General features: G+C 67.6%; 14 protein-coding genes. 7 read left to right on the plus strand and 7 right to left on the minus strand.

All coding sequences use genetic code 11. The features are described 5' to 3' along the window. Nucleotides 1–5 precede the first annotated feature (5 nt). Both FS825_RS00115 and FS825_RS00120 read right to left on the minus strand, forming a co-directional pair. Nucleotides 6–1,928 carry a primary-amine oxidase gene (locus FS825_RS00115; protein WP_144709714.1) on the minus strand — a complete coding sequence of 641 codons (1,923 nt, stop codon included), beginning with the start codon at nt 1,926–1,928 and terminating at the stop codon, nt 6–8. A gap of 219 nt (nt 1,929–2,147) precedes the next feature. After that, nucleotides 2,148–3,059, minus strand: a complete 912-nt coding sequence (locus tag FS825_RS00120; protein WP_144709716.1) for a hypothetical protein — start codon at nt 3,057–3,059, stop codon at nt 2,148–2,150. A gap of 532 nt (nt 3,060–3,591) precedes the next feature. Here FS825_RS00120 and FS825_RS00130 point away from each other — a divergent pair. Further along, a complete protein-coding gene (locus FS825_RS00130; RefSeq protein WP_144709718.1) occupies nt 3,592–3,783 on the plus strand; it encodes a hypothetical protein in 192 nt (63 codons plus the stop codon). A gap of 195 nt (nt 3,784–3,978) precedes the next feature. Here FS825_RS00130 and FS825_RS00135 read toward each other — a convergent pair whose 3' ends face one another. Next, nucleotides 3,979–4,800, minus strand: coding sequence for an SDR family NAD(P)-dependent oxidoreductase (locus tag FS825_RS00135; RefSeq protein WP_144709720.1), 822 nt, complete (start codon nt 4,798–4,800; stop codon nt 3,979–3,981). A 145-nt stretch (nt 4,801–4,945) separates the two neighbouring features. Between FS825_RS00135 and FS825_RS00140 the strand changes: the two genes are divergently transcribed. Continuing rightward, a complete protein-coding gene (locus FS825_RS00140; RefSeq protein WP_144709722.1) occupies nt 4,946–5,827 on the plus strand; it encodes a helix-turn-helix transcriptional regulator in 882 nt (293 codons plus the stop codon). A gap of 239 nt (nt 5,828–6,066) precedes the next feature. Here the strand turns inward: FS825_RS00140 and FS825_RS00145 are convergent, their stop codons facing one another. The 4 genes from FS825_RS00145 to FS825_RS00160 form a co-directional block, all read right to left on the minus strand. After that, nucleotides 6,067–6,846 (minus strand): SDR family NAD(P)-dependent oxidoreductase, encoded by a 780-nt coding sequence (locus tag FS825_RS00145; RefSeq protein WP_144709725.1) that lies wholly within the window; start codon nt 6,844–6,846, stop codon nt 6,067–6,069. Next, nucleotides 6,843–7,454: a TetR/AcrR family transcriptional regulator gene (locus tag FS825_RS00150; protein ID WP_144709727.1), complete on the minus strand. Its 612-nt coding sequence runs from the start codon at nt 7,452–7,454 to the stop codon at nt 6,843–6,845. Before FS825_RS00150 ends, FS825_RS00145 begins: the two co-directional genes overlap by 4 nt. A 42-nt stretch (nt 7,455–7,496) precedes the next feature. Beyond that, a complete protein-coding gene (locus tag FS825_RS00155) occupies nt 7,497–8,231 on the minus strand; it encodes a DUF998 domain-containing protein (RefSeq protein WP_144709729.1) in 735 nt (244 codons plus the stop codon). A gap of 98 nt (nt 8,232–8,329) precedes the next feature. Beyond that, on the minus strand, nt 8,330–9,244 hold the full coding sequence (locus tag FS825_RS00160; protein ID WP_144709731.1) for a LysR family transcriptional regulator: 915 nt from the start codon (nt 9,242–9,244) through the stop codon (nt 8,330–8,332). Nucleotides 9,245–9,322: 78 nt separating this feature from the next. On the opposite strand from FS825_RS00160, the gene FS825_RS00165 reads away from it, so the two are divergent. The 5 genes from FS825_RS00165 to FS825_RS00185 all read left to right on the plus strand — a co-directional run bounded on the left by FS825_RS00165 (nt 9,323) and on the right by FS825_RS00185 (nt 13,599). Next, nucleotides 9,323–10,237 carry a DMT family transporter gene (locus FS825_RS00165; RefSeq protein WP_144709733.1) on the plus strand — a complete coding sequence of 305 codons (915 nt, stop codon included), beginning with the start codon at nt 9,323–9,325 and terminating at the stop codon, nt 10,235–10,237. 27 nt (nt 10,238–10,264) lie between these two features. Then, nucleotides 10,265–10,786, plus strand: a complete 522-nt coding sequence (locus tag FS825_RS00170) for a winged helix-turn-helix transcriptional regulator (protein ID WP_144709735.1) — start codon at nt 10,265–10,267, stop codon at nt 10,784–10,786. A 63-nt stretch (nt 10,787–10,849) separates the two neighbouring features. Next, nucleotides 10,850–11,794, plus strand: a complete 945-nt coding sequence (locus FS825_RS00175; RefSeq protein WP_260980939.1) for a 2-dehydropantoate 2-reductase — start codon at nt 10,850–10,852, stop codon at nt 11,792–11,794. Nucleotides 11,795–11,803: 9 nt separating this feature from the next. Next, nucleotides 11,804–12,226: a DUF2000 domain-containing protein gene (locus FS825_RS00180; RefSeq protein ID WP_144709737.1), complete on the plus strand. Its 423-nt coding sequence runs from the start codon at nt 11,804–11,806 to the stop codon at nt 12,224–12,226. Further along, entirely contained in the window at nt 12,223–13,599 is a 1,377-nt protein-coding gene (locus FS825_RS00185; protein WP_144709739.1) for a DHA2 family efflux MFS transporter permease subunit, read from the plus strand. The genes FS825_RS00180 and FS825_RS00185 overlap by 4 nt, the downstream gene beginning before the upstream one ends. Nucleotides 13,600–13,690: the final 91 nt, after the last annotated feature.

Raw genomic sequence — 13,690 nt, forward strand, 5'->3', positions numbered from 1 at the left:
CCACGTCAGTGTGCGCAGTGGTCGGCCACGGCCGGCGGCACGTTCAACGCGGGGTTGCGGTCGAAGAAGCCAGAGGGCTTCAACGTGAACCGTGCATAGTCCACTGGCATGATAGGCCAGTCCTCCAGTCGCGGCAGGTGGGTGGGACCGAAGGTGTGCCAGAGCACGATGTCCTCCCCGTCAATTGACCGGTCAGCGGCGGCGTAGGCCGGAAGGCCGTCGCCGCCTGGGTTCTGGTTTACGTGATCACCCGCGGCGTAGAGCTCGTTCTGCGCGTACTGCGTCACCCAGAGGTGCTTGGTGGCGTACGCGGCCCGCTGTGCGATCACGGATTCGGGCGCGGCGAGAAGCGTGGGCGCGGGCGACGGAATGAGCACGTAGCCCACATCACCGCCCATCCGATTGCGCTTCTCGGTGTTCACGATGTGCCACGCGCGCCCCACGGAGGTGTCGGCCACCCGGCCACCCTCGGACTCCGTGGCGAGCCTCGTGGCCCTGCCGGTAAAGGCATTGCCGTACTCGTTGCCCAGACCCATCGGCAGCCGCACCACGTCGACCTCGTCAACCGCGTTCGCGGTTCCGTCGACGGTCATGTCGAGCCGCACGTTGAAGAGATGCTGGTGATAGGGCGCGCCGAGCCCCGGTGCGAGTTCGGAAGCGAAGTCCGATCCGTCCTCCGGGTAAGCCGAGGTGAACACCACGCCGGTGAGCTTCGCCTCGCACTCGATGGTGCCATCGAGGTAGAGGTACCAGTAGAAGCCGTAGTCGTAGTTGCCCACGGTGGTGAAGAAGCTGATCACGATGCGACGCTGGCGGCGCACCTCGTTAGAACCGGTGTACAGGTCGTTGTGCTTCCAGAGCGTACCGAAGTCCTCCTCGTGGATGCAGACCGCCCGCGGGATAGTGCGGGGATTGCCGAACTCGTCGGCGATCGTGACGTCGAGGTAGGTGATGTCACCCACGCAGTCGCAGCCATGCTCGAGCGAGTTTGCGTAGCGGCCGAAGAGGTACTCCCCCGTGTCGAAGTAGTTCTGCCAGAACCGGACCGGCGACGGGTCGGCGTACGGCACCACCATCTCCGACACTGAGGCGCGGTACACGATGGGCCGCTCGACACCGGCGTCATTGAAAGCGAGCTGGTGAAGCACCAGGCCCTCACGGGTGTCGAAACCGAGCTTCACCGACCAGTTCGCCCAGCGCAGCTCGCCGCCCTCCACCGTGAAGGAGGGGCCGTCCGGCTGAGTGATCGAGATGGGCTTGAGTCCCTCGAGCGGCGGCCCCACCACGGCGGGATCATCGAAGTTGCCTGATTCCGCGGGTACCGGGTAGATCTTCTCGTCCACCAGCTTGTGCACCCGGCGGGCGATGAGGTCGACGTATGCGCACAGGCCGTCGACCGGGTGTGCCCAGCAGTGGTCTTCCGGGTAGTCCTGCACGAAGGCGAGCACGCGCATGATCCGCTTGCCTTGCTCGTCGTCAAAACCGTAATTGCCGGCCGAGAGGGGGGCGAGGGCCACGGATGAGGGGTCGATGCCGCGCGTGGCGAGGGCCGCAACCCACTCGTCGGAGGCGGCGAGGATTCCGTCAATAGCTGCGAACTCCTCGTCGAGGATGGCGATCTGCCCCGCGGAACCGTCGATGGCCACGGCGCTCAGCACGGAGTCGCTGACGAGCGACACCCGGGCGTCGAGCGAAGCTCCGGATGCGACATCCAGCAGCAGCACGCGAGCGATCCGGTCGGTGACGGTGCCGGCGAGCACCTCACGCTTGTGCGGCTCATCGAGCCCGACATACGCAAACCGGGTGCTGTCGACGACATGGCCAGCGGCCGCGAGCGTTGCACGCACCCTCACAATCTCGTCGCCGGTGATCGACCGAAGGGGATGGGGCAGGGTGGGGGCCGAGGGGGCCGAGACCGAGGTGTTCACGCGGAGTCCTTCTCTTGCGGTTCGTGGGGCTGCTCCGAGTATCTTGTACACGCGTTCGAAAAAGGTTTCAGGCCTGTTGCGGTCAGGTTTCTTTTTTGTACGCTCGAATAAATTTAGGCCGCTCGCGGTGCCTGCAGTCGCCGACGCACCTCCCCGCTCAGTGGCTCAGCGACGGCGAGCCGTGGGAGATCGGACGATGCCCGCGGTGCGAAGGACGGTTCACCCGTGAGAATCGGGAGTGCGCCGGCTGCGGGGAGACGCTTGAGATTGGGCGCGGTAACGTCTCCCACATGTGACACGGTCCCGAGACGGTCGGTGCTGGGCGGCAACGTCGTCGAGGACATCGCCAAGGGCTCGGACGTCATCGGAGATCGCCTGGAGTCGCGCCAAAGCGGCGTCAACCGCGGCGTCCGTGTCGCCGAGCTCGTCGTAGGTTTCCTGAAGGGTGAGCGCGTCGAACCGGGAGCGCGGCCGTGCGACGGGCCCGATGACCTCGGGCGGCTGATCAGCTGCTGCGGCAGCGCGTCGACGGGGCACGATCGCGGTCATGGACCGGCCGGAGAGCGCCACCCCGGTCCGAGCCCATCCGTGCACCTCTAACGGCAACAGCTGCTGCTCTGCTCGACGCCAGTCCCCCGGCACTGGCCGCTCGCAGTCATGTGTGTTCAGCGTGCTCGTGGTGGGGTCCAGGAGCTGTCGTACGTCACCGCGAAGCCCGATCCAGGTGGGCCCAACAATGCGCAGCCATCGCGTGACCGCGCAGGCGGCGCACCGGACGGGATCAGCGGACGTTGGGATGGCACGACCGTTGATGGTGATGGTGGCGCCGAGGGTGATCGCCGCCGGGCGCAAGCGGCGGGCCTCGGTTCGGGGCATCCCGAGCGTGCCGAGGAGTACGACGAGGAACGCATCGCGCCGGCCGCGCATCACGCCCGGAAACCGGTACTTCGGCAGCGCAGCGAGGACGTCCTCGACCGTCGGCTGACTGTCACGGTACTGCCACACCCGCTGCTGATCCGGTTCGGGTGCAGGGTCTGGCAACGCTGCTGCTGTTTGCGCGAGACGGATGACTTGCCGTCGGAGACGCTGCGTGGAGGCACTGGCCGGGAACAGGCTGAGAAACTCGGCCACGGTTGCTTCGTCTGCCGATAGCTATGTCTTGCCCCACGCGCTACACCAGGCGGTGAAGCGGTCCTAGTGCAGCTCGAGCAGACGCTCCCGAGGCGCGTCCGAGAGGTGGGTCATAGTCGCATCCGGGTGATGGCGTTTCGGACGAGTGGGGGTGAAACTGGCGCGGCGTTCCTTTGCGTCCGCGCTGCTGCAATGCGGATTGTGGCCCGTTCCGCGGCGAGGGCTCAACGGCGAGTCAGTCGCGCTGGGGTGGTGGGGTCCGGCGGTGCTGGTCGAGCACGGCAGGCTCCAAGCAGCTTCGATGCCCGGCATACGTGGGGCAGACCGGGTGTGGGAAGTTGAGAGCCCGTCGCGGGCCGCGGCAGGGAGGGAGGCACCGCCGCGACTCGCGCCGGGGCTTACATGGACGCGAGCATGTCCTTCATCTGGGTGATCTGCTCGGTCTGGCTCGAAACGATCGACTTCGCCATCGCGACGGCGTCGCTGTTCTTGCCCTTGTCGACGTCGGTCTTGGCCTGTCGACGGCGCTGGTATGGCGATGATCGAGGCGCACCCCGAGTACCGAGGGACCGACGTCGTCACCCTCGCCCGCCAGGTGGCGGACAAGGGCACTGGACACCTCACGCCCGCGTCGTTAATGAACAGGCCGGTCGGCGTTCCGACGCAGAACGTGAAGAAGGTATGGCACTACATCGCCCGCTACGGATGCCAGTCGCGTCGCTGAGCCATCCGTCAGCGGGCGCGGCGTCGGTCAAGCAGCTTCTGCAACCAGTTGCGCTCACCCTTCGGTCGCGTGATGCCGATGTAGTCGAGGAAGCCGCGCAGAGTCATGACCAGAGCGTACGGCGGCGTCTCGTTAGCCGATGGTTCAACGAAACCGCGTAACTACGTGATGCGGATGCGCGGTCTCGTGTCCGGACTACTGCGCGGAAGCGGCGAGGGGCTGGTGCTGCTGCCAGGACGCGATGCGCTCGTTGTAGGTGTCGACGACGAGAGGCATGGCGTGCTCGCCGAGGATGAGTCGCAGGGGCGGCTCGTCCATGTCGGTCAGCGCGAGGATCGCGTGCCCGGTGTGGGTTGGGTCGGCGGCGGGCATCTCGCTGAAGAACTCGCCGGTGCGTCCTCGTGCGCCGTCGTAGGCGGGCAAGGCCTCGGTTTGGTCGCCGGAGTCACCCATGAAGTCCGTCGCGTATGCGCCGGGCTCGATCAGGGTGACCTTCGTGCCGAAGTCCTGAGTCTCCTGCGCGAAGGACTCCCCGAGCCCTTCGACGGCGTATTTCGATGCGCCGTAGAGCGCCGCGGTCGGGAAGCTCATCAGACCGCCGAAGCTCGACGTGATGAGGACCCGGCCGTGCTGCTGCGCGCGCAGGACCGGCGCGATGGCCTGCAGGAGCCAGAGCGCACCGAAGACGTTGACCTCGATCTGCCGGCGGGCCTGGTCCTCGGTGGTCTCCTCGACGGCGCCAAAGAGGCCGTAGCCTGCGTTGGCGACGATGATGTCGAGCTGATCGAACCGGTCGATGCCGTCCTGCACGGCGGCGAACACCGCGTCGCGGTCGGTGACGTCGAGCTGGACGGCGTGCGCCTGCTCCGGGAACTGCTTGACGAGTTCGGCGACGGCGTCGGTGTTGCGGGCGGTGAGGACGACGTTGTCGCCACGGTTCAGGGCTGCCTCAGCCCACACACGGCCGAAGCCGCGGGAGGAGCCGGTGATGAACCAGGTCCGGGTGGTGGTGCTCATGATGATCTGGGGTCCTTCCGGCGTGGCACGGTGCCGCGCATCACCGACCAGCGAACCGGGTTGGCTACCGCTGAGGGAGTCCCGGTGAGAGGGTGCCTCAGAGTGCCTGCCTTCTTCCGGGAAGCGGTCGTACAGTCGGACGATCATGAGCGACCGTGACCAGATTCGTGACTTCCTCGTCAGCCGTCGTGCACGGACGACACCGGAGTCCGTAGGCCTGCCAGCGGGCGCTGCAAACCGGCGGGTGCAGGGACTCCGACGGGAAGAAGCCGCGGTGCTGGCCGGAGTGAGCGTGGACTACTACACGCGCCTCGAGCGCGGCGACGCGACCGGGGTGTCCGACGCGGTGCTGGATGGGCTCAGTCGTGCGCTCGTCCTCGATGACGCGGAGCGAGCGCACCTGGAAGACCTGATCCGCAGCGCCGGCCGAGCGATCCGCCCGCAGCGCCGGCCGCCGTCGCGGAGGGCGACGTCGAGCGTGCAACGGGTGCTCGACAGCATCACCACAAGTCCTGCGTTCATCAGTAACTCGCGCCTGGACCTCATCGCGGTGAACCCGCTGTGCGCGGCCTTGTACTCGGACCTCGCCGAACCTACCGGGGCAGCGATGAACCTGGCCCGGTACACGTTCCTCGACTCTCGCGCGGCGACGTTCTACCGCGACTGGGACGAGATTGCCGAGATGACCGTCGCGCTCCTCCGCTCGTCAGCCGGGCAAGACCCCTACGATAAGGACCTCTCCGACCTCATCGGCGAACTCGCCACCCGAAGCAACACCTTCCGCACCATGTGGGCTGCGCACCACGTCCGCCGGCACACCTCTGGGCGGAAGCGCCTGCACCACCCCGTCGTCGGGGACCTGGAACTCTCGTTCGACTCCATGGCCCTCGCCGCAGATTCAACCCTCGACATGACGGTCTACACGGCTGAGTCCAACTCCCCAAGCGCGGACGCGCTCACGCTCCTCACAAATTGGACGACGGCGACGCCCGCTTCGAACATGAGCGGCACCAGCGGCGTCCGATAGCCGATCGGCTATCGAGACTGCTTCGCCGCACCTGTAAGAGTGATCCGTCGATGGTGCCGTAATCCGTCCCGGGTGGTGGGACGGGGAGAGCTGGTGAGGAACCCCCGTCCCACCTCGGCAGCACTCAGACAGCTGCCGATCCTCCGTACCTGAACTGCGGGGATGGTTGCCAGTGAACCGCGTCTAGGGCGAGAGGGCAACAATCTTCGCTGCCACCTTCGAGCGGTTTGTCGTTCAGCTCACGCGTTTTTTCCCTGGGGGAGTCCAGTGGCGCGTCCGGCGATTCCGGCGATGGTTCGGCGGGGGAGGAGCCTTGCGGCGATGTTGGCGACGAGTGCGTTGTCGAGGCCGTGCACGGTGCTGGAGCGTCCGGCTCGTAGTGCCCGCAATCCGTGGCGAACCAGGTCGGCTGCGGAGCGGGAGCGGCCGGTTCGGGCGGATTCTCCTGCGACGTCGAAGAACTCGGTGTCGGTGGCGCCGGGGCAGAGTGCGAGCGCGCGGACACCGGTGCCCTGCAACTCGACGGCGAGGGCTTCGGTGAAGGAGAGCACGAACGCTTTGCTCGCGCCGTAGGCGGCCATATGCGGGACGGGTTGGAACGACGCGGTCGATCCGATGTTGATGATGGAGCCACTGCCTCGGGCGACCATCCCGGGGAGGAGTCTGGTAGTCAGGCCGACCAGGGCGGTGCAGTTGACTTGCACTTCGCGTGCGAGATCTACTGGGTTGGAGTTGGCGACGTCGTCGTGGACGCCGAAGCCGGCGTTGTTGACGAGGGTGTCTACGGTGATGCCTTGGGCGTCGAGCTCGTCGCTGATGCGGTCCCAGATGCCGTCCTCGGTGAGGTCTGCCGGGACGACGGTCACGAGCACACCGTGTCGGTCCTGGAGTCGGGCGGCTGCGGCTTCGAGTCGGTCGCGTCGACGTGCGACGAGTACGAGGTCGTTGCGCTCGGCGGCGAGCTGTTCGGCGAAGGCGAGGCCAATGCCGGAGGAGGCGCCGGTGATGAGTGCGGTCATGGGGCGTCCGTTCGGTCGGGGCTGATGCGGGCGATGAACGCGTCGACGAGGGCGATGAGTCGGTTGCGGATGCTGGCGTCGTCGACGCGGAGGAGTCCGAGCACGGACGCGCCGTCGAGGAGGACTGCGCACTCGTCCGCGGTGAGTGAATCGTCGGTGTCGGGTCGGAGGTCGCCACGTTCTCGGGCTTCTGCGAGGCAGCCGAGGATGAGGCGGCGGAGCGTGTCGGCGGACTCCGCGCGGGCCGCGCGAATCGCGTCGTCGGTGACGGTTGCGCCGACGAGGGCGACGTCGACGCGCGCTTCGAGGATCCGATCGTCATCCAGGGGAAGAGCTTCCAGCAGCGACGTACGGAGGGCTTGCAGTCCGTGGAGGGAGCGGGTGCGTTCGATGACGCGCTCGAGGGTGCGGTCGTAGGCGGCGCGGTGGGCGTCCTGGAGGATGTCGTCCTTGCTGGTGAAGTAGTGGGCAAGGACGCCAAGGGAGATGCTCGCTTCGGCGGCGACCGAGCGGAGCGTGACGGCGGGGATACCGCCTCGCTCGATCACACGCCAGGTCGCGCTACTGATTTCCGCTCGGCGAGCCTGGTGGTCAACATGTTTCGGCACGAAACGTCCTCCGTTGTGTTGTCGTGGTGACGGTCGGTGGTGTTAGTGCTGGACGCGAAGCGACCGCGTCAGCGGCGTCACGGTGCGCGGCGCGGCGTCGGGCTGCTGGCCACCAGCGATGCGCCAGAGGTGCACAACGCCCGCGGTGGCAAGCCAGATCGGCAGCGGCCACAGCGAGATCCGCTCCCAGACGCCGAGGTCGAGACTGAGGAACGCGCCCGTGCCTTCCGCGGCGCCGGTTGCGACGATGCCCACGACGGATGCGACCGCGACAAGCATGGTCAGCCATCCGGCGGTGCGGTGGCCGTGGCGGAGCGCGCGGACGGCGAGGATCGCGAGTCCCGCTGTCGCGGCGCAGGTCTGCAGGAGCGCTGCGGCGCTGTGGATCGTGAAGTCGACGTTCTCCGGAACGAATCCGACGATCGCCGTGCCGATGCCCCCGAACCCGATGAGGACGTACGCGGTTCGCACCGCTCGGGTCAGCGCCGGCGCTGCGGCGAACAGCAGGCCGCCGACGAACCACACGGCACCCCAGAGGACGAACGAGGTGTTCATCACTGCGTGCAGCGGCGAGCAGACCTCCATCGTCGAGCCGGCGGGGAAGTGTCCGCAGGTCGTTGCGCCGAGGTCGCTGACGTAGTTCCGGGCGAGGGAGTACGGGGTGCGCCAGGCGCTTGCTGCGGCGAACTGGGCGAAGAACCACAGCAGGCTCGAGAACCACAGCAACGCGCCGGCGATCTCGGTCGGAGCAGGCCGACGGGTTGATGATGTGGACATGACAGCACCTTTCGTAGATCGTATGATCCAGATGGTGCTCTCTGCAGTGCCAGCGTGCAACCCGAGACAATCAGTCTGTGGGAGATCGAATGATCTAGTCAGGGGACCGCGTGGTGCTCTAAGACTCGGGTGGCGTGCTGCGTGATCGTGTCGACGAGGGCTCGCAGGCCGGCATCGCTCAGGCTGCTCTGCCGCATCGCGACTGCCACGTCGCGGCGCACTTCGGGGTTTGGGGTGCGGAAGGTGACGCCTGCCGGTGCTTCGGTGACTGCCATGCGCGGCACCAGGGCGACTCCCGCGCCAGCGGCCACAAGGGCGAGTTGGACGGAGTAGTCGATGGTACGGACGGCGACGGCTGGTTCGAACCCGGCGGTGGCGCAGGCTTGGAGGAGCATGCGTTGGCAGGTGGTGCCATCGGGTGCGGCCATCCACTGTTCGTGCGAGCGATTCCGCAGCGCACCCGTCGCGTCGGCGGGTTCCGTGTCCGGGATGGCGAGGAGTACCGGTTCTGATCCGAGCTGCTCGAGGTGGAGCCCGTCGGGCGCGGTCCGGGGAAGATTTGAGTAGGAGTGGACGATCGCCGCGTCGACACGCCCGGCTCGGAGTGCCTCGACGGCGTCGTCGGGTTCGAGAACGTCGAGCTCAATGTCGAGTGCGCCGCCGGCGTCTCGGAGGTGCCGGCTGAGCGGCGCGACGATCGTCCGTGCGGCAGTCGGGAACGCTGCGATGCGGTACTTGCCCGTCGAGCCCGCACGAAGGCTGTCGAGTTCGAGTTCCGCCAAGGTCAGTACCGCGGCGAGGTCCCGTCCGTGGCGGGCGAGCTGGGTGCCCGCGGCAGTCAGACGGAGCCGCCGCCCCTGTCGTTCCGTGAGGGGAACGCCGGCCTCCCGCTCCAACGCGCTGAGCTGCATCGATACACCCGACGCGGTCTGGCGGAGCTCGTTCGCGACAGCAGCGATCGTCCCGAGGCGCTCGAGATCTGCAAGGAGCTGTAGGCGACGTGCATCAAGCATCTAAACCTCATCAAGGGTGAGCAATGTGCTCATGAATAGTAACTGGTGCTGATGCTCTTTCGCCAGCATGATCAGGGCATGACTCGTCACGCTGCCCCCTTCGCCGGCTTCGCCGTAGTCGTTCTCTGGGCAAGCGCCTTCCCCGCCATCCGCGTCGCCGTACCCGAGTTCGGTGCGATCGGGCTGTCCTTCGTGCGGCTCGCCGTCGCAGCGATCGCGCTCATCGTCGTGGGACTGCTCATGCGCATCCGGCTCCCACGACTTGTAGATCTTGGCTGGGTGGCGGCGTGCGGACTGACCGGCATGGCGGCGTACCAGCTCCTCCTCAACTGGGGCGAGCTCCATGTGCCGGCGGGAACGGCAAGCATCATCGTCTCCGCGGCGCCGCTGGTCTCCGTCCTCGTCGCACGTGTCCTCTTCGCCGAGCGTGTCCCGGTCATCGTCGGTGTGGGTTCGGTCGTCGCGCTGGCCGGCGTGACGGTGGTGTGTCTTGCCCGGTCCGGGATCGGGTTCGGTGCGGCCGCGTGGGTGGTGGTCGCGGCGATGGTCGTGCAGGGCATCTACCACCCGTTGCAGAAGCCGCTGCTGCGGAAGTACTCCAGCATCGAAGTCGCCACCTATTGCATGGTCGCCGGCGTCGTGATGACCCTGCCGTTCGTTCCCGTGGACTGGGCGATGATCGTTCACGCCGGCCCGGCCGGATGGCTCTCTGCCGCCTACCTCGGACTGCTGCCATCCGCACTCGGGTTCGTGCTGTGGGCGTACGCCGTGGGCCGGATGCCCGTCGCGCTCTCCACCTCGCTGCTCTACCTCGTCCCACCGGTCGCAGTAATGATCTCCTGGGCATGGCTCGGGGAAGTGCCGACCGTGCAGGAGGCCTTCGGCGGCGTCATCGTCCTTCTCGGCGTCGCGCTCGTATCGCAGGGCGAACGCCTTCGTCGTGGGATCCGTCGCCGGAACGCCGCAAGGATGCACGTGGACTTTCCCGAGTAGAGTGGATGCTCCTTCGGAAGGAGCATCATGCCATTGCGATCCGACTGGTCCGACCGGCCCTGCACAATTGCTCGCGGAATCGACGTGCTCGGAGACCCGTGGAGCCTGCTGATCCTCCGCGAGGCGTTCGGCGGCGCAACCCGGTTCGAGGGCTTCTCCCGGCACACCGGCATCACCGACAAAGCCCTCAGCGGCCGTCTGAAGACGATGACCGAGAACGGACTCCTGGAACGCGTCGACGGACCCTCCGGCGCGCGGCCCCGCGCTGAGTACCGGCTGACACAAGCTGGCGCCGACGCGCTACCCGTCCTGCACGCATTCGCGCTGTGGGCCGAGCAGCACGCACCGAATGTCGAACTCGGCCGACTCGGCATCAACTGTCGAGCGTGCGGCGCTCGAGCCCGAAGCGCCGACACCTGCCGAACGTGCGGTCGCGACCTCGACGTCACGAACACCCGCTGGACCTGGGCGGGCTCCCGCGACGGTGAACAGGTCGACCTGGACAGCGCCCTGGACAACCTCGAAGACAAGCAGCTTGCTTCAAGATAGCTAAACCTGCCACACTCCTGACATCCTCCGACAGAGCGTCGTGAGGGGAGAGGTGTGGTCGCGATGCGGGTTTTGGTGGTCGGCGCTGGCGCCGTCGGTGGGTTCTTCGGCGGACGGCTCGCTGCCGCTGGGGTCGACGTGACGTTCCTCGTCCGGGAGGGCAGAGCCGACACACTCCGACGAGACGGCCTGCGGCTGGCCACTCCGGACGGGACGATCGAATCGGTCCCCGTCGAGACGGCGATCGCCGACCAGATCGACAGCACGTTCGACGTGGTCCTGCTCAGCGTGAAGGCGACCGCTCTCCTCCCCGCACTCGACGACGTCGCTGCGGCGATCGGGCCGGACACGGTCATCATCCCGCTCCTGAACGGTGTCGGCCACCTCGAGGTCCTCACCGACCGTCTCGGACCACACCGGGTCCTCGGAGGTGTCGCGGTCGTCGCCACGGAACTCGACGCGGACGGAACCATCCACCAGCTCGCGCCGGGCGGGAGCATCGCTTTCGGCGAGCTAGACGGGTCCTGGTCCGAACGCACGACCACCATCGCGGAACTGTTCGCCCCGGCGGACTTCGTCACCACGGTGACCGAGTCGGTCGTGCAGGACATGTGCGAGAAGTGGGCGTTCATGGCAGCGGGAGGCGCCGCGACCGTCCTGCACGGTGGCCCGGTCGGGACCATCGTCGGCACGGACGGTGGCCTCACCGCGGTCCTCGCCGTCATCGCCGAGGTGGAAGCGGTCATGGCCGCCACCGAACACCCGGTCCGACCCGCCGCACACAACCGCACCGTCGCGGTGCTCACCGCAGCCGGCTCGGCGTTCACCACCTCCCTCTACCGGGACTTCGTCGCTGGGCGACCGACCGAGGTCGAGCCGATCCTCGGCGACCTTGCCGCATTGGCAGCCCGCGTCGGCGTGGATGTTCCCCGCGTGCAGTCGGCAGCGGTCCGCGTCCGCGTCGGCCAACTGCACACTGCCGACCAGCGCACGGTCGCAGCGGTCTGAGGGGCAGCGGTGACCGACGTCCAGTGGGACACCAAGATCGCGGTCGTCGTCCGAGACGACCTCGCCGGCTGGCAACGGTTGAACGTCACCGCGTTCACCGTCGCCGGTCTCGCGGCCGCCGACCCCGGAATCATCGGGGAGCCCTACGAGTACGCCGGCGGAGTCGTCACCGGCGCGCTCCTGCAACAGCCGGTGTTCGTGTTCGAAGCCACCGGGGACAAGCTCACGACCATCGCCGGCCGTGCGCAGCGGCGCGGCGTCTCGCTGACGCTCTACCCCGAGGCGATCTTCGCGACGAACAACGACGCAGACAACCGGGCTACCGTCGCCGACGTCCCCTTCGACGAGGTCCGCATCGCCGGAATCGCGGTCCGAGGCCCCGCGAAGGAGATCGACCGGGTGATCAAGAGCGCCGTGGTCCGGCACCCATGAGCGATACCACCAGCCGAACCCGGACCACGACCGCCGTCGTGCTCATCGCGAACTTCATGTGCAACCTCGACCTCTGGGTCGTCAACGTCGCCGTGACCGCGATCGGGAACGACCTGCCGGGGAGTTCCCTCGACGGACTCTCCTGGGTCATCAACGGCTACGCGATCGCCATCGCCGCGCTCCTCATCGTCAGCGGTCGCGCTGCCGACCGGTACGGCGTCACACGAGTGTTCCAGGTCGGCCTCATCGTCTTCACCGCGGCGTCGGTGCTCTGCGCCGCAGCGCCGAACCTCGGGTTCCTCATCGGGTTCCGCGTCCTGCAAGGCATCGGCGGCGCGATGATCACCACGGCATCGCTCGGCCTGCTGCTGAGCACCACAGCGCCGGACGCCCGGCCGCACGCGGTCCGTACCTGGGCTGCCGTCGGGGCTCTCGCCGCGGCGACCGGTCCCACGATCGGGGGTCTGCTGGTGACTCTTGACTGGCGGTGGGTGTTCCTCATCAACCTGCCGATCGGCGTCGTCGCGGTCCTCCTCACCTGGCGGCGCGTCCCACACCTCGCCGGTCAACACGGCGCGCCGCACCCGGATGTCGTCAGCGCACTCCTGCTCTCCGCCGGTGTCGCCGCGCTCGTCGCCGAGATCGTCGAAGTACCGCAGGAAGGGTGGACGACGCTGACGATCCTCCTCGCCGCCGCGGTCCTCGTCGCCGCTTGCCTGTTCGTCTGGCGCTCACGAGTCCACCGGAACCCGCTCGTCGCCCCGGCAGTGTTCCGAGGCAGAGGATTCGGGCTCGCGAACACCGCCATGCTCGCCTTCTCCGGAGCGTTCGGCATCATGCTCCTGTCGAACTCGCTGTGGCTACAGAATGTGTGGCACTACGGACCCGTGCGCACTGGCCTTGCCATGGCACCCGGGCCGCTCATGGTCCCGCTGACCACCGCGGTGCTCCGCCGCGTCGGGACACGAATCCGCCCCATCACCTTCGTCGCATGGGGCGGCGCGATCTTCGCCGCCGGAATGGTCTGGGGCGTGCTCCTGCGCACCGCGCAGCCCGCGTACGTGGGCGTTCTCCTCCCACAGCTCATCGCCGGCGGTATCGGTGTCGGTCTGGCCATGGGGAATCTCCTCGCGACCGGCGCCGCCACCGTACCTTCCGCACTGTCGGGCGCCGGCAGCGGGATCCTCAACACCTCTCGGCAGATCGGCTCGAGCCTCGGCGTGGCCATCGTCGTCACCGCGCTCGCAAGTCTCGGGCAGTCCGTCCGCGGGTTCGACATCGCATGGGGCGTGGCCGCAGGCGCTGCCATCCTGACAACCGCTCTGGCAATCGCAATGCGACTGCGGGCCGGCCGTACAGACCCCGTCGAGTGACGCCTGCTCTGCGCGAAACGCGTCTCGTTCGCCGATCCTCTCGCGGACAAGAGACTCTGCGCTGCGACCGAAGCGCCAGCTAGCGAGTGAT

Source organism: Curtobacterium pusillum (assembly GCF_007680845.1).
Lineage (GTDB): Bacteria > Actinomycetota > Actinomycetes > Actinomycetales > Microbacteriaceae > Curtobacterium > Curtobacterium pusillum_B.

Coding starts and splice junctions, on each gene's coding strand:
- FS825_RS00130 (WP_144709718.1), top strand. CDS start 3,592: ATGGCGATGATCGAGGCGCACCCCGAGTACCGAGGGACCGACGTCGTC.
- FS825_RS00135 (WP_144709720.1), bottom strand. CDS start 4,800: ATGAGCACCACCACCCGGACCTGGTTCATCACCGGCTCCTCCCGCGGC.
- FS825_RS00140 (WP_144709722.1), top strand. CDS start 4,946: ATGAGCGACCGTGACCAGATTCGTGACTTCCTCGTCAGCCGTCGTGCA.
- FS825_RS00145 (WP_144709725.1), bottom strand. CDS start 6,846: ATGACCGCACTCATCACCGGCGCCTCCTCCGGCATTGGCCTCGCCTTC.
- FS825_RS00155 (WP_144709729.1), bottom strand. CDS start 8,231: ATGTCCACATCATCAACCCGTCGGCCTGCTCCGACCGAGATCGCCGGC.
- FS825_RS00160 (WP_144709731.1), bottom strand. CDS start 9,244: ATGCTTGATGCACGTCGCCTACAGCTCCTTGCAGATCTCGAGCGCCTC.
- FS825_RS00165 (WP_144709733.1), top strand. CDS start 9,323: ATGACTCGTCACGCTGCCCCCTTCGCCGGCTTCGCCGTAGTCGTTCTC.
- FS825_RS00170 (WP_144709735.1), top strand. CDS start 10,265: ATGCCATTGCGATCCGACTGGTCCGACCGGCCCTGCACAATTGCTCGC.
- FS825_RS00175 (WP_260980939.1), top strand. CDS start 10,850: ATGCGGGTTTTGGTGGTCGGCGCTGGCGCCGTCGGTGGGTTCTTCGGC.
- FS825_RS00185 (WP_144709739.1), top strand. CDS start 12,223: ATGAGCGATACCACCAGCCGAACCCGGACCACGACCGCCGTCGTGCTC.